This window comes from Caulobacter sp. GW821-FHT10F06 (assembly GCF_058809215.1).
Genome location: NZ_JBXASK010000004.1, coordinates 115,840 through 134,427, shown reverse-complemented (window position 1 = coordinate 134,427; position 18,588 = coordinate 115,840). Strand labels below are relative to the sequence as shown.

The window sequence follows — 18,588 nt, the reverse complement described above, 5'->3', positions numbered from 1 at the left end:
GCTTCAAGCTCGCCCCAGGCTCAGCAGATAGGCGCGGAACATGTCGGCCATGGCGTCGGCATAGGTCTCGATCTCTACGTCCGTACGCGGCGTTTCCGAGAACTGCTTGCCGACCTGGCTCAGGGTCGTGGTGATCAGGTCGCCGGCCATCGCCCGGACGGCGTCCGGCGCGTTGGGCAGCACCTCCAACATGAAGGCCTGGACGATGTCGGTCCCCGACACTCGCGCGGCCTGGGCCTCGGGCGCGTCGCGATAGAGCGGGGCCGCGTCGTTCAGCGCCACGCGCATCTGGGCTTCTTCGCACTCGGAGCGGACGAAGGCGTGGACCAGGGCGCGCAGGCGCTCCAGCGGCGGTCTCCCGGTGTCCTGCAGGATGGCGCGCAGCAGGTCCGTGGTCTGGCGCCACTCGTCGCTCTGCAGTCGGAACAGGATCGCGGCCTTGTTGGGGAAGTACTGATAGACCGAGCCGACGCTGACCCCGGCCTTCTGCGCCACCCGGGCGGTGGTGAAGCGCTGGGCGCCGTCCTTGGCCAGAACCTGAACAGCGGCCTCCAGGATCGCCGCCACAAGCTCGGTCGAACGGGCCTGCTGGGGCTGTTTTCGCGAGGAAATCCGAGGGCTTGGGCGATCGGTCATCGCGCCTCCAGGCAATGCGAATAGTCAACCTGACGAATTAGTCGCATTTCTGAGGGGGCGCAAGGACGCGCCGTTCAGATCCGGAAAACCCCATGAGCACCCTGACTTCCGCGCCCCTCGCGCCGCTGCTGGACCGCCTGTTCGCCGCGGCCGACGCGGCCTCGCCGGCGACCCACTCCGCGGTCGCCGCCCTGTCGCCGCAGGACCGCGAACGCCTGATGCGCTCCAAGACCGACTATCTCGACTTCTACGGCCAGTTGAAGGACCTGCCGCTGGCTGTCTCGCGCGAGACCGGCGTGCTGCTCTACATGCTGGCGCGCGGCGGCGGCGTCCGGACCATAGTCGAGTTCGGGACCTCGTTCGGAATCTCGACCCTGCACCTGGCTGCCGCCCTGCGCGACAATGGCGGCGGCCGGCTGATCACCAGCGAGTTCGAGCCCTCCAAGGTGGCGCGCGCCCAGCAGAACCTGGACGCCGGCGGCCTAGCCGACCTAGTCGAGATCCGCGTCGGCGACGCCCTCCAGACCTTGGCCATCGACCTGCCCGAGTCCATCGACCTGCTGTTGCTGGACGGCGCCAAGGCGCTCTATCCCGAGGTCTTGGCGCTGGTGGAAAGCCGCCTGCGCCCGGGCGCCTTCATCGTCGCCGACAACGCCGACTACAGCCCCGACTACCTAGCTCGCGTGCGCGATCCCTCTCAGGGCTACCTCTCCACGCCGTTCGCCGAGGATGTCGAGCTTTCGATGCGGATCGGTTGAGCATCTTCACGGTCAAGCTAACGGAGACTTGAGCATTGGCGGGATGTTTGACGTCATCTTCGGCATTCCCGTCAAGCTTGACGGTTAAGAGGGCGCGGCCAGAGGTCGCAGTGGCTTCGCCACGTCTTCGCCATATCTGGTTAATAGGTCACCGCAACGCCGAAACCTGAAAATCGATCCCGCGACAACTGAAGGTAATTTGATGACGCCATCCGCCGCGAAGACCTTCACCCCCGCGGCGCGCTGCGCCCTCGGGCTGGCCCTCGTCTTCGCGCCGATGGTGGTGGCCGCCATGGAGGCCCCCGAGGCCGCCCGCCATGCGCCTACGCCGATCATGCGCCGGCTGCTTGACGACATGGCCGCCAAGGCCCAGAAGCCCGTCCGCAAGGAGCTGGTCTGGAGCGGCGCGGACATCGACGGCGACGGCGCGGCCGACTTCGCCAACCCGACCGGCGCGGCCCCCCGCGGCCACGACGACTTCGGCGACGGCCAGTTCGGGGCTCGCCGCGACGGCGGCTCGCGCAACCACGAGGGCGTCGACTACACCGCCGTGGCCGGCCAGGCGGTCAAGGCTCCGATCTCGGGCTATGTCACCAAAATCGGCTACGCCTATGCCGGCTCCACCGACCTGAAGTTCGTCGAGATCACCAATCCGGCCCTGGGCTATGTGGCGCGCGCCTTCTACGTGAACCCCGGCGTCGAGATTGGCCAGACCGTCCGCCTGGGCCAGCCCATCGGCCGGGTCGAAAGCCTTCAGGGCCACTATCCGGGCATCACCGACCACGTGCATCTGGAAGTCATGCAGCCCGGCGGCGAACGCGTGAACGCGGCCGAGTTGATCACGCCGAAGCTGGTGGTTCGCGCCTAGGCGCTCAGCGCCAATTGACGGCGACGGCGCGCAGGGTGGGGCGGCGAAGGACGTCGCGGACATCCTCCTCGCCGACGGTGCAGCGGGCGAGGCCGCCTGCGCCGACTTGGCACGACACGCGCTTGGCGAAGACGGCGGCCATCACCATTGGAACCGACACGTCCGGGCCGGAGCCCGCGATGCGCAGGGCCACCCATTGCGACGGATCGGAGCCGGTGGCCACGCAGACGGTCTGGCTGTTGGGAACGGCCAGCACCGGGCCGCTGACGACCGCGCCGGGGGCGGGCGCCGGGGCCGAGCAGGCCGAGGCCGAGCCGGCGATCGCGGTCAGGCCGAGGACTCCACAGACGATCAGGGCGGCAGATTGGGGTCGCATCAGCTTGTCCTCGCAAGACAAGAAGCGTTAACGGGTTGGTAAGTTCCACACCCTCGCGACACGCCGGTCTTGGACGTTTCCGTGTTCTCCCCATTTGAAGACGACGAGGGTCCAGAAGGACGAGACCCGAAGGACGACGTCATGGCTCAACTGGTGTGCTTTTCCTGCGGCGCGGCCAACCGTGTTCCCGACGACCGCGACCCGACGGCGGGCCGCTGCGGACGCTGCAAGACCGCTTTCTTCGCCGGCGCCCCGGCCGAGGTCTCGGGCGAGCAGTTCGATCGCCATCGCCGCCTGACCCAAGGCGTCGCCCTGCTGGTCGACGTCTGGGCGCCCTGGTGCGGCCCCTGCCGGGCGATGGCCCCCAGCTTCTCCGCCGCCGCCGCCCGTCTGGAGCCGGCTGTGCGCCTGCTCAAGCTCAATTCCGAGGCCCATCCCGAGGTGTCGTCCAAGCTGGGCGTGAGCAGCATTCCGACCCTGCTGCTGTTCCGCGACGGCGCGCTCGCCGCCCGCTCCTCCGGCGCGATGAGCCTGGACCAGATCGTCGGCTGGACTCGTCAGGGCCTGGCCAAGGCGCCGGCCTAGCGCCGCCCCCTTTGCTCACCCGGCGCGGTTCTGTGTATCAAGGCTGAAGCAAACTCCGCCGGAGCCTCACTTGCGCCGTTCCGTCTCTATCGCCCTCGCCGCGCTGGCCCTGTCGGGTTGCGCCTACAACGCCGAACTGGGGCGCGACCAGTTGCTGATCGTCAATGACGACAGCCTGGCCCAGGCCAGCGACAGGGCGTGGGCCAACACCCTCAAGACCGGCTACGTCTCCAGCGACGCCCGCAAGAACGCCCGCGTCCGCGCCGTCGGCCAGCGGGTGGTGGCGGCCGCCGGCCTGGCCGACCGGCCGTGGGACTATGTGGTCTTCCTGGACGAGGCCCCCAACGCCTTCGTCATGCCCGGCGGCCATGTCGGCGTGACCGTGGGCCTGCTGGACCTGGTCGACAACGACGATCAGCTGGCCGCCGTGATCGGCCACGAGGCCGGCCACGTCGTGGCCCACCACGCCGCCGAGCGGGCCTCGCAGCAGAGCACCTCCAGTCTGCTGCTGGGCATCGCCGGCGCGGCGGCCGGCGGCTCCGACTTCGGCCGGGGCTTGAAATCGTACGGCGGCGACGCCAGCCAATATCTCTTCCTGCTGCCATTCTCGCGAAAGCACGAGCTGGAGGCCGACCGCCTGGGCGTCGACTTCATGCAGCGCGCCGGCTACCGGCCCCGCGAGGCGGTGACCCTGTGGCGCAAGATGGAGGCCCTGACCCAGGCGGGCGGCGGTTCGGGCAAGCCCGAGATCGCCTCCACCCACCCCTCGGACGCTTCGCGGATCGCCGCCCTGCAGGCCTATATTTCCAGCAAGGGCTGGTGACGCCTTGTGTGGCCGATGGGCCACACCTACATCCCCCTCGCGGACGGCTTGTGCTTGATCAAGGCGAGGCGTCCCGATCCGCCTAACCAGGGGACACCATGAACATCGACCTCTATTCCGACCGCGCCAAGCACGCCGTGCAATCGGCGCAAAGCCTGGCCCTGGCGCGCGGCCACCAGCAGTTCGCGCCCGAACACCTCCTGAAAGTCCTGCTTGAGGAGAAGGACGGCCTTTCCCGCGCCCTGATCCAAAGCGCCGGCGGTCGGCCCGAAGCCGTGGACGCCGCCACCGAGGCCCTGCTGGCCAAGACCGCCCGCGTCGACGGCGCCGGCGGCCAGCTCTACATGAAGCCCGACACCGCCCGCGTGTTCGCCGAAGCCGAGAAGGGCGCGAAAGCGGCCGGCGACGCCTTCGTCACCACCGAGCGCCTGCTGATCGCCATCGCCAAGGAAGGCGCGGACGCGGCCAAGGTCCTGAAGGACGCCGGCGTCTCGGCCCAGAGCCTGGAGACTGCCGCCGCCGCCATCCGCAAGGGCCGCACCGCCGATAGCGCCAATGCCGAGGAAGGCTATGAGGCGCTGAAACGCTATGCCCGCGACCTGACGGCGGCCGCCCGCGACGGCAAGCTGGACCCGGTGATCGGCCGCGACGAGGAAATCCGCCGCACCATCCAGGTCCTGTCGCGACGCACCAAGAACAATCCCGTCCTGATCGGCGAACCCGGCGTGGGCAAGACCGCCATCGTCGAGGGTCTGGCCCTGCGCATCGTCAATGGCGACGTGCCCGAAAGCCTGAAGGACAAGAAGCTGCTGTCGCTGGACATGGGCAGCCTGATCGCTGGCGCGAAATATCGCGGCGAGTTCGAGGAGCGCCTGAAGGCGGTCCTCAACGAGGTCACGGCCGCCGAGGGCTCGATCATCCTGTTCATCGACGAGATGCACACGCTGGTCGGCGCGGGCAAGGGCGACGGGGCGATGGACGCCTCCAACCTGCTCAAACCCGCCCTGGCGCGCGGCGAGCTGCACTGCGTCGGCGCCACCACGCTGGACGAGTACCGCAAGCACGTCGAGAAGGACGCCGCCCTGGCGCGCCGGTTCCAGCCGGTGTTCGTCAGCGAGCCGACGGTGGAAGACACCGTGTCGATCCTGCGCGGCCTGAAGGAGAAGTACGAGGTCCACCACGGGGTGCGCATCTCGGACTCGGCCATCGTCGCCGCCGCCACGCTCAGCAACCGCTACATCGCCGACCGCTTCCTGCCCGACAAGGCGATCGACCTGGTCGACGAGGCCTCCAGCCGCGTCCGCATGGCGATCGACTCCAAGCCGGAAGAACTCGACGAGATCGATCGTCGCCTGGTGCAGCTGAAGATCGAGCGCGAGGCTCTGAGCAAGGAAACCGATCCCGCTTCCCGCCAGCGCCTGGAAAAGCTGGAAGACGAGATCGACGACCTGCAGGGCCAGTCCGACGACATGACCGCCCGCTGGAAGGCCGAGAAGGACAAGGTGGGCGGGGCCGCGCAAGCGCGTGAAGCCCTCGACCGTCTGCGCGCCGACCTGGCCGCCGCCCAGCGCGCCGGCGATTTCGCCCGCGCCGGCCAGATCCAGTACGGCGAGATCCCGGCCCTGGAAGCCCGTCTGGCGGCCGCCGAGTCCGTCGACGGCCAGACGCAGAAGTCGCTGACCCCCGAGGTTGTCGACGCCGAGCAGATCGCCGCCGTGGTCAGCCGCTGGACCGGGGTTCCGGTCGAGAAGATGCTGGAAGGCGAGCGCGAAAAGCTGCTGCAGATGGAGCTGGCCCTGCGCGCCCGCGTGGTCGGCCAGGACGAGGCCCTGGAAGCCGTCTCCGACGCGGTTCGCCGCGCGCGGGCCGGCCTGCAGGATCCCTCGCGCCCGATCGGCAGCTTCCTGTTCCTCGGTCCTACCGGTGTTGGCAAGACCGAGCTGACCAAGGCCCTGGCCGAGTTCATGTTCGCCGACGAGCACGCCATCACCCGGATGGACATGAGCGAGTACATGGAAAAGCACTCGGTCAGCCGCCTGATCGGGGCTCCTCCCGGCTATGTCGGCTATGACGAGGGCGGCGCGCTGACCGAGGCCGTGCGTCGGCGTCCCTACCAGGTGGTCCTGTTCGACGAGGTCGAGAAGGCCCATCCGGACGTCTTCAACGTGCTCTTGCAAGTGCTGGACGATGGTCGCCTGACCGACGGCCAGGGCCGCACGGTCGACTTCCGCAACACGCTGATCATCATGACCAGCAACCTCGGCTCCGAATTCCTGGCCAACCAGGAGGATGGGGAAGATGTCGACGCGGTGCGCCCGATGGTGATGAACGTGGTGCGCGGCCACTTCCGCCCCGAGTTCCTCAACCGGATCGACGAGATCATCCTGTTCAAGCGGCTGGGCCGCGCGAACATGGCCGACATCGTCCGCATCCAGCTGCAACGGGTGGAAAAGCTGCTGACCGACCGCCGCATGACCCTGGCGCTGGACGCCGAGGCCCTGAACTGGCTGGGCGACAAGGGCTACGACCCGGTCTACGGCGCGCGACCCCTGAAGCGCGTGATCCAGAAGGAACTGGTCGACCCGATCGCCCGTCGCCTTCTGGCCGGCGAACTGGAAGACGGCGGCGTGATCTCCGTCGGCGTCCAGGACGGGGCGCTCGCGATCGGCAAGGCGACGCTGCAGTAGGGCAAGTTGAGGCGGGCGTTCCGAACGGGACGCCCGCCCGGCGTCCGAAAGCTACGCCGAGGCGCAAGGTCACGGACTGGCGCGTTCGAGTGATAGGCGGCAGTCTTCGCGCCGCCTCGGAGACCACCCATGAACCGCACCTTCGCCACCCTGACCGCCGTCGCGGCCGTCGCCCTGAGCTCAGCGGCTCAAGCCGAGCCCGCGAAGATGTCCAAGCCGCCCAAGCCCGAGCGCGCCTGCTTCCACGCCCAGAGCGCCAACAACTTCGCCGCCGCCGACGACCACAACCTCTATGTCCGGGTCGGGGTGCGCGACGTCTATCAGCTCCAGATGTTCGGCAACTGCTTCGACCTGTCTTGGGTGCATTCCCTGGGCTTGGCCTCGCGCGGCCAGTCCTTCATCTGCGAGGGCCCGACCGCCGGCCTCGACATCGTGACCCGCAACGCCGGCCCAGGCCTGCAAACCTGCCCGGTCTCCTCTGTGCGCAAGCTGACCACCGAAGAGGTCGCGGCCCTGCCCAAGAAAGCGCGGCCTTAGGGGGACAGCGCTGCCCTGTGGATAACTTTCTGAATTGTCGAATCCCGGCTGCGCTTGCATCGGGACTCGAGGTCTACAACATGGGGTGAACGGGCGGCCGAAACGGTGTCGGCGGGTCTGTCGAGCGCCCGACAAACGCGAAAATCGCAGATATTTTTGTGGAACCCGATGGCGGCTCCTGCGCTTGCGCGCGGATATAGAAGTCGTTGATTCCAATGGTAAAGCTTGGCGCCAAAGCGGCCCAGAACACGCCCATTTTCGGCCAAGATGAGCTGGCGGCCTAGCTGCCTGGTCGCGTTCCGGCGCGGCCCCGGATCAACTTGCGAGACCTCCACCCATGATGATGCGAACCCTGAAGATGGCGGCCGTCACCGGCCTGGTCATGACCGGCCTGGCGGTCAGCGGCTGCGCCACCAAGAAGTACGTCAACACCCAGGTCGGCGCCGTCGACTCCCGGGTCACCCAGCACGACGCCCAGATCGGCGAACTAGACAAGACCTCCCGCGAGGCCCTGGAGCGCGCCACCGCCGCCGGCAAGCTGGCCGAGGGCAAGTTCATGTACTCGATGGTGCTGAGCGACGACTCGGTGAAGTTCCCGGTCAATGTCGCCAATCTCTCGCCCGAGGCCGAACAGCGCCTCAACGACTTCGCCGAGAAGCTGAAGGGCGAGAACAAGAACGTCTATCTGGAGATCCAGGGCCACACCGACAATTCGGGCGGCCCGGCCTATAACGAGGAACTGGGCGAGAAGCGCGCCGAGACGGTGCGCAAGTATCTCAGCCAGCACGGCATCGCCCTGAACCGCATGGCCACCATCTCGTACGGCGAGGAGGCCCCAGTGGTCCCCAACGACACCCGCGAGAACCGCGCCCAGAACCGCCGCGTGGTGGTGATGGTGCTGTCCTAACGGGGGATCGTCGGCGCGGGCGTGAGCTCCCGCGCCGACGGTGTTTTCCCTTATGCCGCGACCGACTTCCTGGTCCGGAGCCGGTCGGCCGGCAGGCGGCGCGAGAGGTTCGGGGCCAGCTTCAGGCGGGCGGCGTTGTAGGCGTCGAAATCGCCGGCGTTGGGCAGGGACGGGATTGTGATCAGCTCGCCCTGGTCGAAGCCCTCGAGGGCCGCGTCCACCAGGTCGGCGACGTCCATCACGGTTTCCGGGTCGATGGCGTCGATGTCCATGCCCGAGCGCTCCCAGATCTCGGTGCGCGTGGCGCCCGGCAGCACGGCCTGCAGGCGCACGTTCGAGGCGCCGAACTCCTCGCGCAGGCCCTGGGTGAGGTAGGTCACGAAGGCCTTGGTCGCGCCGTACACCGGCGACTTGAACTCCGGCAGCAGGCCGACCACCGACGAGATGTTGACGATCACGCCCTTGTCGCGCGGGACGAAGTTCGAGGCGGCGGCGGCGGCCAGGCGGGTCACGGCGGTGACGTTCAGCTGGATCATGGTGTCCAGGCCGTCGCGGTCGGCCGAAGCGAAGCCGCTGAAGCCGGCCATGCCGGCGTTGTTGATCAGCACCTCGATGGCGGTGTCGCTGGCCAGGCGCTCTTCAAGGGCCTTCAGGTCAGTCTTGCTGGTCAGGTCGGCGCGGATCACCTCGACCTTGACGCCGGTCTCGGCGCGGAGGCGCTCGGCCAGGGCGGTCAGGCGGGTTTCGTCGCGGGCGACCAGGATCAGGTCATGGCCGCGCTTGGCCAGGCGGTCGGCATAGACCGCGCCGATGCCGGTGGATGCGCCGGTGACGACAGCCGTGCCCTTGGCGTTGGAAGTGCTCATCTGGATAGTCCCTGAGAAGTTTGCCGAGGCCCTATCGGTCCGGCGTGAACGATAACTGGGAGGTAACTTGCTAATCGCAAGTGACTGCCCTATTTTTCTTTCATGGCCAGTTCGCAACGCCCGCCCACCCAATGTCCCGTCGGCCGCACGCTGGATCGCGTGGGCGACGGCTGGACGCTGCTGATCCTGCGTGACGCGTTTCATGGCCTGACCCGCTTCGACCAGTTCGAGAAAAGCCTGGGGGTCGCGCCCAATATCCTGACCAAGCGCCTGGCCGGTCTTGTCGAAAACGGGCTGATCGAGAAGCGCCGCTACCAGGAGCGGCCGCCCAGGTTCGAGTATCTGCTGACGCCGATGGGCCGCGACTTCCTGCCGGTGCTCAGCGCCATGCTGGCCTTCGGCAACCGCCACTTCTTCCCCGAGGGCGTGGCCAGCCAGCTGGTCGACGTGCAGACCGGCGCGGCGGCCGAGCCGATCCTGGTCGACAAGGTCAGCGGCAAGCCGATCGGGCCCGAGCACTTCACCCTGGCGGCGGGACCGTCGGCCAGACCGGACACGCTGGAGCGCATGGCGTTCCTGGCGGAGCGACGGAAGGTGGCGATCTAGCTAGGACTTGTCATCCCGGGCGCAGCGCAGCGGAGACCCGGGACCACGGCATACTCCGAGCTTCCGGCGGTCCCGGCTCTTCAGCCGGGATGACAAGGATTGTGCGGGGGCGTTGCGCGCAAGGCCCTTGCTCAATGCCCAAGCTGGCGGCAACGTCCGGCCCTCGGTTTTCCCGGAGTCGCCATGCGTCTGCCCCTCGTCCTCGCCGCCGGCCTGTTCCTGGCTTCTCCCGTGCTCGCCGCCGAGACGCCCGCGCCTTCGACCGATCAGCCGGTGCTGCGGGTGATCGCCGCCGATGTCGACGCCAAGGCGCTGGAGAGCACGATCCGCTCGCTGGTGGGCTTCGGCACCCGTCACACCCTGTCGGACACCAAGTCGGACACGCGCGGCATCGGCGCGGCCCGGCGATGGGTGAAGACCCGGTTCGAGACGATCAGCAAGGACTGCGGCGGCTGCCTGACCATCGAGACGCCGTCCGAGACGGTGACCGGTCGCCGCGTGCCGAACCCCACCGAAGTGATGGACGTCCTGGCCATCCAGAAAGGCACTAGCGATCCGGACCGGGTGATCATCATCGCCGGCCACCTGGACAGCCGCGTGACCGACGTCATGGACTTCACCAGCGACGCTCCAGGCGCCAATGACGACGCCTCGGGCGTGGCCGCCGTGATCGAGGCGGCGCGGATCCTCTCCAAGCACAAGTTCCCCGCCACCCTGGTGTTCGCGGCCCTGTCGGGCGAGGAGCAGGGCCTGCTGGGCGGCAAGGTCCTGGCCAACTATGCCAAGGCCAACGGCTGGAAGGTCGAGGCCGACCTCAACAACGACATCGTCGGCAACAGCCACGGTCAGAGCGGGGTGATCAACAACACCCAGGTGCGAGTGTTCTCCGAAGGCACGAAGGCGGTCGAGACGCCCGAGCAGGCCAACGGCCGGCGCTATAACGGCGGCGAGGTCGACAGCCCCTCGCGCAACCTGGCCCGCTACCTGGACGGCCTGGCAGACCGCTACCTGACCAATTTCGACGTGGTGATGGTCTATCGCACCGACCGCTACGGCCGGGGCGGCGACCAGGTGCCGCTGCTGGAAGCCGGCTATCCGGCGGTGCGGGTGACCGAAGCGGCCGAGAACTACGACCGCCAGCACCAGAATCTGCGCACCGAGAACGGCAAGCCCTATGGCGACGTGATCGAGGGTGTCGACTTCGCCTATCTGGCCCAGGTCACGCGGCTGAACGCGGTGGCCATGGCCTCGCTGGCCTCGGCCCCGACGCCGCCGCAGGGCGTCAAGATCGAGGGTGCGGTAAGCCCTGACACCAAGGTCTCGTGGACGGCGACGCCGGGCGCGGCGGGGCATCGGGTGTGGTGGCGCGGCACGACCGAGCCGACCTGGCGCTTCAGCCGCTGGGTTCCGACCGGAACCGCGACGACGCTGAAGGACGTGGTGATCGACGACTGGTTCTTCGGCGTCTCGTCGGTCACGGCCGACGGCTGGGAGAGCCCGGTGGTGTTCCCGGGACCGGCCGGATCGTTCGAGAGCCCGCCGCCGGCGCCCGCGCCGGCCCCGGCCAAATAGCTAGGCGACGAGGTCCGGATCGTTCCGCTTCAGCCAGGCGGCGGCGTAGGAGCAGAGCGGAGTGATCCGCATGCCTTCGCTGCGCGCCGTGCTGGCGACCTGCTCCATCAGTCGTCCCGCCGCGCCCTTGCCGCGCAGGGCGGGATCGGCCTCGACATGCGGGATCACCAGGCGGTGGCCGCTGCGCTGATAGTCGGCGAAGGCCAGCAGGCCGTCGACTTCGAGCTCATAGCGGCTCAGTTCGGGGTTGTGTCGGAAGGTGTCGGTCATGGTGAGGGAACGCCTGGATCGCTGAATATGATCCTCCCCCTTTGGGGAAGGTGGCCCAAAGGGCCGGAGGGGGTCCTCTCCGGCCTAGACTGTTGAGGACCCCCTCAGTCGCTCCGCGACAGCTCCCCCAAAGGGGGAGCATCTTTTGTGGCTAGACCAGCTCCACCGCCATCGCCGTGGCCTCGCCGCCGCCGATACACAGGCTGGCGACACCCTTCTTGCCGCCCCGGGCCTGTAGCGCCGAGATCAGGGTGCACAGGATCCGCGCGCCGGACGCGCCGATCGGATGGCCCAGCGCGCAGGCGCCGCCGTTGACGTTCAGTTTCTCCGGCGCGAAGCCCAGCTCCTGCTGGGCGATCATCGCCACCACGGCGAAGGCTTCGTTGACCTCCCACAGGTCGACCTCGGCGACGTCCCAGCCGGCCTTCTTCAGCGCCTTCTTCATGGCCGGCACGGGGGCGGTGGTGAAGAGGCCCGGCTCGTGGGCGTGGGCGGCGTGGCTGACCACGCGGGCGACGATCGGCAGGCCCAGGCGCTTGGCGACGCTCTCGCGGGTCATGACCAGGGCCGCCGCGCCGTCGCTGATCGAGGAGCTGTTGGCCGCCGTGATGCCGCCGTCGCGGCTGAAGGCCGGGCGCAGGGTCGGAATCTTGGCGGGATCGGCCTTCAGCGGCTGCTCGTCCTGCTCGACGACCTCGGTCCCCTTGCGGGTGACGACGGTGACGGGCGTGATCTCGGCCTTGAAGGCCCCGCCCTCGATGGCGGCCTTGGCCTTCATCAGGCCTTTGGTGGCGTAGTCATCCATGGCCTCGCGGCTGAACTGGTAGGTCGCCGCCGAATCCTCGGCGAAGGCCCCCATCAGCTTGCCGGGCGTATAGGCGTCCTCGAGACCGTCGAGGTACATGCTGTCCCACATCTGGTCGTGGCCGATGCGGGCCCCGCCCCGGTGCTTGGTCATCAGGTAGGGCGCGCCGGTCATGCTCTCCATGCCGCCGGCCACGATGATCTCGGCGCTGCCGGCCGCCAGGGCGTCATGGGCCATGATGGCGGCCTGCATGCCGCTGCCGCACATCTTGTTGACCGTCGTGGCCTCGACCGACTTGGGCAAGCCCGCGCCGATCGCCGCCTGACGCGCCGGGGCTTGGCCAAGGCCGGCGGGCAGCACGCAGCCCATGATGATCTGCTCCACCAGATCGCCCGAGACGCGGGCCCGTTCGATCGCCGCCTTTACGGCGGTCGCGCCCAGCTCGGTCGCCTTGACCCCGCCCAGCGCGCCCTGGAAGCCGCCCATCGGCGTGCGGGCGAACGAGACGATGACGACGGGATCGGCGGACATAGACGGTCTCCGGATTTGATGAATTCGGGGCGGAATAGGCCCTGACGGCGCATCGATGCGCAAGCGGTTTGCGCAAAGGGGAGGCGACGTGACGAGCGGATCGTCGGCCGCCGCCTTCCAAGTCGCAACCGAGAGAGTCAGTTGTGATAAAAAACCTAGTACCGTTCATCCTCAAACGCAACGCTCTCTTGCTTTCCCTCGCGGAACGCCTCAACCTCCGCAAATGGGCCGCACCGCCGACTATACGAACGAACGCTGCAGCATCGCCGCCACCCTCGAGGTCGTGGGCGATCCGTGGACCTTGCTGATCCTCCGCGACGCCTTCGTCGGGGTGAAGCGCTTCGAGCAGTGGCAGGAGCGCCTGGGCGTGGCCCGCAACGTCCTGGCCGCGCGACTCAAGAGCCTGGTGAGCCACGGCGTGATGGAGGCCCGGCGCTATTCGGAGCGTCCGCCGCGCCAGGAATATGTGCTGACCGCCAAGGGGCGGGCCCTTTCGCCGGTGCTGCTGACCATGGCCGAGTGGGGCGACCAGCACGTCTATGGCGTCGGCAAGGGTCCGGTGCACTTCGTGCACAAGGGCTGCGGCTGCGACTTCCACCCGCGCATCGCCTGCGAGGCCTGCGGTGAGGTGGTCGACGGCCGCGACCTCAGCCGCGTGGTCCACGACGATCCGCTGACGGTCGGCGAGGCCCTGGAAGCGGTGAAGATCGCCGCCGAATGAGCTACCGCTTCCACGTCCACCGCGCCCGGCCGGCCTTCCGGCTGGTGACGGCGGCGGGCGCGGCCTTTCCGGCGGAAGCCAAGGCCGAGGACTGGCGCTTCACGATCGCCCGCGAACGGGCCGACACCAACCCCGACGTGGCGCGCCTGGTCGACGAGACCGGCTACTGCCTGTTCAAGATCGGCATGACCTTCGACGAGATGGCGGACGGCCTCGATGAGGTGAAATCGGTCCCCTGACGGCCCCGTTTCTGCACACGACCAAGGTGGTCTAATTGAAAACCTTCGTTTTTCAGGTCCAGTTGAGCTTACCAAATATTTAGTTCTTGGCTCCCTACAGTAGCTCGATCTGGGGGACGCCATAGATGACCATGCTCAGAAGAATCGCGAACATGTTCGCGATCCAGCAGGAGCGGCCAGAGCTTCTGATCGCGCAGGCCACAGCCTTCTCGCGTCAGGTGCCGATGATGTACGTCGTGGTGCTGGTCAACGCCGTCGCCCTGGCCCTGACCCATTTCAACTCCGCGCCCAAGGCCCTGACCATCAGCGGGCCGCTGATCCTGACCTTGGCCAGCAGCTGGCGGATGCTGGGCTGGTGGAGCCTGCGCAACCAGGTCATGACCCTGGAGCGCGCCTCCAAGATGCTGGGCGGCACGCTCGGCTCGGCCGCCGTCATGGCCGTGGCCTTCACGGCCTGGTCGCTTTCGCTGTACGCCTATGGCGACGCCTACCAGAAGGCTCACGTGGCTTTCTACATGGCCATCACCGTGATCGCCTGCATCTTCTGCCTGATGCACATCCGGGCCGCCGCCCTGATCGTCACCCTGCTGGTGCTGGGCCCGATGACGGCCTTCTTCGCCCTGACCGGCCAGCCGGTGTTCCAGGCCATCGCGATGAACGTGGTGGTGGTGGCCGCGGTGATGATCGTCATCCTGCTGACCCACTACAAGGAATTCGCCGACCTGGTGGAGTCGCGCGGGGCCTTGATCGAGAAGGCCGTCCAGGCCCAGCAGCTGTCGGACGAGAACGACCGTCTGGCCAATCTGGACAGCCTGACGGGCTTGCCCAACCGCCGCCGCTTCTTCACCGAACTCGACGCCGAGATGACCCGGGTCAAGCGCGACAAGCGCAGCCTGGTGGTCGGCGTCATCGATCTGGACGGCTTCAAGCCGGTCAACGACGCCTTCGGCCACGCCACGGGCGATCGGCTGCTGGTCGAGGTGGGCCGCCGTCTGCAGAGCTTCGCCTCGCCGCCGCTGTTCGCCGCGCGCCTGGGCGGCGACGAGTTCGGCCTGATCATCGACGCGCCGATGTCGGCCGAGGGCATGCGACGCCTGGGCCGCGACCTGTGTGAGCTGCTGCGCGCGCCCTATCGCCTGCCGGGCGTCACCGCCCAGATCGGCGGCTCGATCGGTTTCTGCGCCTATCCCACTGGCGGCCAGACCAGCGAGCAGCTGTTCGAGCGCGCCGACTACGCCCTCTATCACGCCAAGCAGAGCCTGAAGGGCTCGGCGGTGGTGTTCGACGAGCGCCACGAGGCCGACATCCGCGAGCTGGGCCGGGTCGAGCAGGCCCTGCGCCGCGCCGACCTGGAGGCGGAGATGCACATCCACTTCCAGCCGATCATCGACACCGCCGCCAAGCGCACCGTGGCCTTCGAGGCCCTCGCCCGCTGGTCCAGTCCCGAGCTGGGCGAGGTGCCGCCCAGCGTGTTCATCAACGCCGCCGAGCGCTCGGGCCAGATCACCGAGATCACCTGCGTGCTGGTCGCCAAGGCCTTGGCCGCCGTGCGGACCTGGCCGATGGACATGCGGGTGTCGATCAACCTGTCGGCCCGCGACATCGCCTCGATGGAGACCGTCAGTCGCATCGTCGACATCGTGCTGGCCAGCCACGTCGCCCCGCACCGCATCGATTTCGAGATCACCGAGACGGCCATCGTCTGCGACTTTGACCAGGCCCGCGCCGCGCTGATGACCTTCCACGCCCTGGGTGTCCACACCGCCCTGGACGATTTCGGCACCGGCCATTCCAGCCTCAGCCACGTGCGGCTGCTGCCGCTGGACAAGCTGAAGATCGACGCCAGCTTCATCTCCGACATCGAGCACCACCGGGCCAGCGAGGACATCGTCAAGACGGTGCTGGAGCTGTGCCGCAACCTGCGCATCGACTGCATCGTCGAGGGCGTGGAGACCCAGGAGCAGCTCGACAAGGTGGCCTCGCTGGGCGGCGTCGTCATGCAGGGCTACCACTTCGCCCGCCCGATGCCGGCCAGCTTCGTGGCCGAATATCTGGGCGAGGAAACCAGCCGCGCCATCGCCCAGCGCGACGCCAAGCTCAGCGCCGCCCAACGCGCCGCCCGGATCTGGTTCGACGAGGACGGGTTGCAGGGGCTGGGGTAGGGGTGTTGCCGCTCGGTGACGCGGCCGCCGTCTTTCCGTCACGGCGCGGGGTCACTTTGCAGGTCCCGATCACAGACAGGACCTCCGTCATGCGTCTCTTCGTCCTCGCCCTGGCCGCCGTCTCGACCTTGGGCGCCGCCAGCGCCAGCCTGGCTGCGCCCGGCAAGTTCATCCACCCGGCCGACACCAACAAGGACCAGAAGATCGACAAGGCCGAATGGGTGAAGTTCGGCAACGCGCCAGCCGATTTCGCCAAGGCCGACACCAACAAGGACGGCTTCGTCAACGGACCGGAGATGGTGCTGTTCAGCCATCCCGAGATGGCCAAGCCCAAGCCGAACTGACGTCGGCGCTGACGATCCTTGTCCTTCGACAGGCTCAGGATGAGGTTCGACTGCGACGCTTGATCTGATCCTCACCCTGAGCCTGTCGAAGGGCGAGGATCATGCTCCGACGGAGCGCCTAGACCGCCAGCTCCGCCCGCACGGTCGAGGCGATGAAGCCGCCGCCCAGCACGCGGTCGGGGTCGGCGGGATCGTAGAGCACGCAGGCCTGGCCGGGCGCGACGCCTTCCTCGTGGGTGTCGAACACCACGCGCAGGTCGCCGTCGACCATCGCCAGACGCCCCGGCACGGGTTCGCGGGTCGAGCGGACGCGGGCCAGCACCGGCTGGCCGGCCTGCGCGGCCTCTTCCAGGCTGTCCTGGCCGCCCAGCCAGTTGCCTTCCTTCAGCACCAGCGAGGCCGTCAGCAGCGCCTCGCGCGGACCGACGATCACCTGGCGCTTGTCGGCGTCCAGGCGGGTGACGAACAGCGGATCGCCGACGGCGACGTTGAGGCCCCGACGCTGGCCGATCGTGTAGCGGGTGACGCCCTCGTGGTTGCCCAGCACCCGGCCGTCCATGTGGACGATCTCGCCGGGCAGGGCGCCTTGCGGGCGAATGCGGTCGATCACCGTGGTGTACTTGCCCTCGGGCACGAAGCAGATGTCCTGGCTGTCGGGCTTGTCGGCGATGGCCAGGCCCAGCTCGGCGGCGACGCGACGCACCTCGCTCTTGGGCATGTCGCCCAGCGGGAAGCGCAGGAAGTCCAGCTGGTCGCGCGTGGTGGCGAACAGGAAATAGCTCTGGTCCTTGGACGGATCGCCGGCCCGGCGCAGTTGCGGCCGGTTGCCCGACATGCCGCGCTGGACGTAGTGCCCCGTCGCCATCGCCTCGGCGCCCAGGTCGCGGGCGACGTCCAGAAGATCACGGAACTTGACGGTCTGGTTGCAGCGCACGCACGGGATCGGCGTCTCGCCGCGCAGATAGGCGTCGGCGAACTCCTCGATCACCTGCTCCTTGAAGCGGCTTTCGTAGTCCAGCACGTAGTGCGGGATGCCGATGCGCTCGGCGGCCATGCGGGCGTCCAGGATGTCCTGGCCCGCGCAGCAGGCGCCCTTCTTCGAGATCGCCGCGCCGTGGTCGTAGAGCTGCAGGGTGACGCCGACGACGTCGTAGCCGGCGCGATGCAGCAGGGCGGCGGTGACGGTGGAATCCACGCCGCCGGACATCGCCACCACCACCCGCGCGCCGGCAGGCAGGCCGACGGCCTGGCGCGCCGTCTCGACCGCGCGGTCGGACAGGGCGGCTTCGGCGGCGGGCGAAGAGAGGGCGAGATCGGCGTCCATCGCGGCCATATAGCCCCTCGGAGCCGGATTTGCGAGGTTTGGCCCTATTTCAGGACGTTCAGCAGCGAAGAAGCCTGCAGGGTCGAGAACACCTGGGCCGAAGCCTGCACGGCCAGCTGGGCGGCCTGCAGCTTGGTGACCGCCTCGGCCATGTCGACATCGACGATGCCGCCGACCATGCCGGTCAGGGTGTCGGCCTGGTCCTGCAGGTCGACCTGGGCGGACTCGAAGCGCTTCTGGACCAGGCCGTTCTTGCCCTGCTCGGTGACCACGCCGGTATAGGCGGTGTCGAACGTGCCCAGCATGCCCTTGAGGAACTGGGTCTGGGTGTCGGTCAGGTTGCCGGTGAACGGGCCGTTGGCGTCGACGAAGGCCTGGACCTGCTTGAACGCGTCGAAGACGCCGGTGCCCAGGTCGTCGGCCAGCACGCCGACCTTCACCGACGTCTGCTCGTCGATGCGGCTGGTCTGCACGTAGTCGTCGTTGTGGAACAGGTCCGAGGTGGCCGCCGCGGCGGTCAGGTCGGCCATGGTCGTGGCCGAGGTCGGCGGGATGTCCGTCTGGGCGCCGCCGAACACGTACTTGCCGTTGGACTTGGTGTTGAGCCCCTGCACAGCGTCGCCGAACGAGGCCTGCAACTGCTGCATCAGCGTCTGGGCGTTGCCGGCCGCCATGGCGTTGGCGATCGCCTCGCGCGCCGACTTGGCGGAGTCGGCCAGCTGGTTGATGCCGGTCTCCTGCATGTCCAGGCGGTTGGAGACCAGCTTGGTCTGGTCCAGCAGGCCGTCGATCTTGGCCTGCGCGCTGCGCATGCCGGTCAGGACCTCGGCGTTCTTGGCGTACCCCTTCAGATCGCTGGCGATCTTCTGGCTGGAGACCTGCTCGCCGATGGTGTTCTGGCGGATCTGCGCCCGCATCAGATTGCTGGTCATGACGTTGTAGTTGGAGCCGGTGGAGACACGGGTCATCGG

Annotated in this window: 20 protein-coding genes; 13 read left to right on the top strand and 7 right to left on the bottom strand. The window is 68.2% G+C overall.

Annotated elements, in window-relative coordinates; genetic code table 11:
• Positions 1 to 3 precede the first annotated feature (3 nt).
• On the bottom strand, positions 4 to 636 hold the full coding sequence (locus AC1RUS_RS10000; protein WP_492915565.1) for a TetR/AcrR family transcriptional regulator: 633 nt from the start codon (positions 634 to 636) through the stop codon (positions 4 to 6).
• 92 nt (positions 637 to 728) lie between these two features.
• Here AC1RUS_RS10000 and AC1RUS_RS09995 point away from each other — a divergent pair, with 92 nt between their 5' ends.
• A complete protein-coding gene (locus AC1RUS_RS09995) occupies positions 729 to 1,394 on the top strand; it encodes an O-methyltransferase (protein WP_492915563.1) in 666 nt (221 codons plus the stop codon).
• A gap of 202 nt (positions 1,395 to 1,596) precedes the next feature.
• Entirely contained in the window at positions 1,597 to 2,262 is a 666-nt protein-coding gene (locus AC1RUS_RS09990; RefSeq protein ID WP_492915561.1) for a M23 family metallopeptidase, read from the top strand.
• A gap of 4 nt (positions 2,263 to 2,266) precedes the next feature.
• Here AC1RUS_RS09990 and AC1RUS_RS09985 read toward each other — a convergent pair whose 3' ends face one another.
• Positions 2,267 to 2,638, bottom strand: coding sequence for a hypothetical protein (locus AC1RUS_RS09985; RefSeq protein ID WP_492915559.1), 372 nt, complete (start codon positions 2,636 to 2,638; stop codon positions 2,267 to 2,269).
• A gap of 141 nt (positions 2,639 to 2,779) precedes the next feature.
• Between AC1RUS_RS09985 and AC1RUS_RS09980 the strand changes: the two genes are divergently transcribed.
• The 5 genes from AC1RUS_RS09980 (at position 2,780) to AC1RUS_RS09960 (ending at position 8,177) form a co-directional block, all read left to right on the top strand.
• On the top strand, positions 2,780 to 3,223 hold the full coding sequence (locus tag AC1RUS_RS09980) for a thioredoxin domain-containing protein (RefSeq protein ID WP_492915557.1): 444 nt from the start codon (positions 2,780 to 2,782) through the stop codon (positions 3,221 to 3,223).
• Between the two features lie 70 nt (positions 3,224 to 3,293).
• Entirely contained in the window at positions 3,294 to 4,046 is a 753-nt protein-coding gene (locus tag AC1RUS_RS09975; protein WP_492915555.1) for a M48 family metallopeptidase, read from the top strand.
• Between the two features lie 98 nt (positions 4,047 to 4,144).
• Entirely contained in the window at positions 4,145 to 6,733 is a 2,589-nt protein-coding gene (gene clpB, locus AC1RUS_RS09970; RefSeq protein WP_492915553.1) for an ATP-dependent chaperone ClpB, read from the top strand.
• A 129-nt stretch (positions 6,734 to 6,862) separates the two neighbouring features.
• Complete coding sequence (locus tag AC1RUS_RS09965) at positions 6,863 to 7,270, top strand: DUF6491 family protein (RefSeq protein WP_492915552.1); 408 nt, start codon at positions 6,863 to 6,865, stop codon at positions 7,268 to 7,270.
• A 340-nt stretch (positions 7,271 to 7,610) separates the two neighbouring features.
• Positions 7,611 to 8,177: an OmpA family protein gene (locus AC1RUS_RS09960; RefSeq protein WP_492916284.1), complete on the top strand. Its 567-nt coding sequence runs from the start codon at positions 7,611 to 7,613 to the stop codon at positions 8,175 to 8,177.
• A 50-nt stretch (positions 8,178 to 8,227) separates the two neighbouring features.
• Here the strand turns inward: AC1RUS_RS09960 and AC1RUS_RS09955 are convergent, their stop codons facing one another.
• Positions 8,228 to 9,043, bottom strand: a complete 816-nt coding sequence (locus AC1RUS_RS09955) for an SDR family NAD(P)-dependent oxidoreductase (protein WP_492915550.1) — start codon at positions 9,041 to 9,043, stop codon at positions 8,228 to 8,230.
• Between the two features lie 102 nt (positions 9,044 to 9,145).
• On the opposite strand from AC1RUS_RS09955, the gene AC1RUS_RS09950 reads away from it, so the two are divergent.
• Together AC1RUS_RS09950 and AC1RUS_RS09945 are read left to right on the top strand one after the other, a co-directional pair.
• Entirely contained in the window at positions 9,146 to 9,649 is a 504-nt protein-coding gene (locus tag AC1RUS_RS09950) for a winged helix-turn-helix transcriptional regulator (RefSeq protein WP_492915548.1), read from the top strand.
• 183 nt (positions 9,650 to 9,832) lie between these two features.
• Positions 9,833 to 11,221 carry a M20/M25/M40 family metallo-hydrolase gene (locus AC1RUS_RS09945; protein ID WP_492915545.1) on the top strand — a complete coding sequence of 463 codons (1,389 nt, stop codon included), beginning with the start codon at positions 9,833 to 9,835 and terminating at the stop codon, positions 11,219 to 11,221.
• Here the strand turns inward: AC1RUS_RS09945 and AC1RUS_RS09940 are convergent, their stop codons facing one another.
• Both AC1RUS_RS09940 and AC1RUS_RS09935 read right to left on the bottom strand, forming a co-directional pair.
• Complete coding sequence (locus tag AC1RUS_RS09940; protein WP_492915543.1) at positions 11,222 to 11,491, bottom strand: GNAT family N-acetyltransferase; 270 nt, start codon at positions 11,489 to 11,491, stop codon at positions 11,222 to 11,224.
• 151 nt (positions 11,492 to 11,642) lie between these two features.
• Positions 11,643 to 12,827: an acetyl-CoA C-acyltransferase gene (locus AC1RUS_RS09935; protein WP_492915541.1), complete on the bottom strand. Its 1,185-nt coding sequence runs from the start codon at positions 12,825 to 12,827 to the stop codon at positions 11,643 to 11,645.
• A 223-nt stretch (positions 12,828 to 13,050) separates the two neighbouring features.
• On the opposite strand from AC1RUS_RS09935, the gene AC1RUS_RS09930 reads away from it, so the two are divergent.
• The 4 genes from AC1RUS_RS09930 to AC1RUS_RS09915 all read left to right on the top strand — a co-directional run bounded on the left by AC1RUS_RS09930 (position 13,051) and on the right by AC1RUS_RS09915 (position 16,293).
• Entirely contained in the window at positions 13,051 to 13,548 is a 498-nt protein-coding gene (locus AC1RUS_RS09930; protein ID WP_492915539.1) for a winged helix-turn-helix transcriptional regulator, read from the top strand.
• Positions 13,545 to 13,787 (top strand): hypothetical protein, encoded by a 243-nt coding sequence (locus AC1RUS_RS09925; protein ID WP_492915537.1) that lies wholly within the window; start codon positions 13,545 to 13,547, stop codon positions 13,785 to 13,787. The genes AC1RUS_RS09930 and AC1RUS_RS09925 overlap by 4 nt, the downstream gene beginning before the upstream one ends.
• 152 nt (positions 13,788 to 13,939) lie before the next feature.
• Positions 13,940 to 15,949: a putative bifunctional diguanylate cyclase/phosphodiesterase gene (locus tag AC1RUS_RS09920; protein WP_492915536.1), complete on the top strand. Its 2,010-nt coding sequence runs from the start codon at positions 13,940 to 13,942 to the stop codon at positions 15,947 to 15,949.
• An 89-nt stretch (positions 15,950 to 16,038) separates the two neighbouring features.
• On the top strand, positions 16,039 to 16,293 hold the full coding sequence (locus AC1RUS_RS09915; protein ID WP_492915534.1) for a hypothetical protein: 255 nt from the start codon (positions 16,039 to 16,041) through the stop codon (positions 16,291 to 16,293).
• A gap of 118 nt (positions 16,294 to 16,411) precedes the next feature.
• Here AC1RUS_RS09915 and mnmA read toward each other — a convergent pair whose 3' ends face one another.
• Positions 16,412 to 17,617: a tRNA 2-thiouridine(34) synthase MnmA gene (mnmA, locus tag AC1RUS_RS09910; RefSeq protein ID WP_492916282.1), complete on the bottom strand. Its 1,206-nt coding sequence runs from the start codon at positions 17,615 to 17,617 to the stop codon at positions 16,412 to 16,414.
• A gap of 44 nt (positions 17,618 to 17,661) precedes the next feature.
• Complete coding sequence (locus AC1RUS_RS09905) at positions 17,662 to 18,585, bottom strand: flagellin (protein WP_492915532.1); 924 nt, start codon at positions 18,583 to 18,585, stop codon at positions 17,662 to 17,664.
• Positions 18,586 to 18,588 lie beyond the last annotated feature (3 nt).

Coding starts and splice junctions, on each gene's coding strand:
- AC1RUS_RS10000 (WP_492915565.1), bottom strand. CDS start 636: ATGACCGATCGCCCAAGCCCTCGGATTTCCTCGCGAAAACAGCCCCAG.
- AC1RUS_RS09995 (WP_492915563.1), top strand. CDS start 729: ATGAGCACCCTGACTTCCGCGCCCCTCGCGCCGCTGCTGGACCGCCTG.
- AC1RUS_RS09990 (WP_492915561.1), top strand. CDS start 1,597: ATGACGCCATCCGCCGCGAAGACCTTCACCCCCGCGGCGCGCTGCGCC.
- AC1RUS_RS09985 (WP_492915559.1), bottom strand. CDS start 2,638: ATGCGACCCCAATCTGCCGCCCTGATCGTCTGTGGAGTCCTCGGCCTG.
- AC1RUS_RS09980 (WP_492915557.1), top strand. CDS start 2,780: ATGGCTCAACTGGTGTGCTTTTCCTGCGGCGCGGCCAACCGTGTTCCC.
- clpB (WP_492915553.1), top strand. CDS start 4,145: ATGAACATCGACCTCTATTCCGACCGCGCCAAGCACGCCGTGCAATCG.
- AC1RUS_RS09965 (WP_492915552.1), top strand. CDS start 6,863: ATGAACCGCACCTTCGCCACCCTGACCGCCGTCGCGGCCGTCGCCCTG.
- AC1RUS_RS09960 (WP_492916284.1), top strand. CDS start 7,611: ATGATGCGAACCCTGAAGATGGCGGCCGTCACCGGCCTGGTCATGACC.
- AC1RUS_RS09955 (WP_492915550.1), bottom strand. CDS start 9,043: ATGAGCACTTCCAACGCCAAGGGCACGGCTGTCGTCACCGGCGCATCC.
- AC1RUS_RS09950 (WP_492915548.1), top strand. CDS start 9,146: ATGGCCAGTTCGCAACGCCCGCCCACCCAATGTCCCGTCGGCCGCACG.
- AC1RUS_RS09945 (WP_492915545.1), top strand. CDS start 9,833: ATGCGTCTGCCCCTCGTCCTCGCCGCCGGCCTGTTCCTGGCTTCTCCC.
- AC1RUS_RS09940 (WP_492915543.1), bottom strand. CDS start 11,491: ATGACCGACACCTTCCGACACAACCCCGAACTGAGCCGCTATGAGCTC.
- AC1RUS_RS09935 (WP_492915541.1), bottom strand. CDS start 12,827: ATGTCCGCCGATCCCGTCGTCATCGTCTCGTTCGCCCGCACGCCGATG.
- AC1RUS_RS09930 (WP_492915539.1), top strand. CDS start 13,051: ATGGGCCGCACCGCCGACTATACGAACGAACGCTGCAGCATCGCCGCC.
- AC1RUS_RS09925 (WP_492915537.1), top strand. CDS start 13,545: ATGAGCTACCGCTTCCACGTCCACCGCGCCCGGCCGGCCTTCCGGCTG.
- AC1RUS_RS09920 (WP_492915536.1), top strand. CDS start 13,940: ATGTTCGCGATCCAGCAGGAGCGGCCAGAGCTTCTGATCGCGCAGGCC.
- AC1RUS_RS09915 (WP_492915534.1), top strand. CDS start 16,039: ATGCGTCTCTTCGTCCTCGCCCTGGCCGCCGTCTCGACCTTGGGCGCC.
- mnmA (WP_492916282.1), bottom strand. CDS start 17,617: ATGGACGCCGATCTCGCCCTCTCTTCGCCCGCCGCCGAAGCCGCCCTG.
- AC1RUS_RS09905 (WP_492915532.1), bottom strand. CDS start 18,585: ATGACCCGTGTCTCCACCGGCTCCAACTACAACGTCATGACCAGCAAT.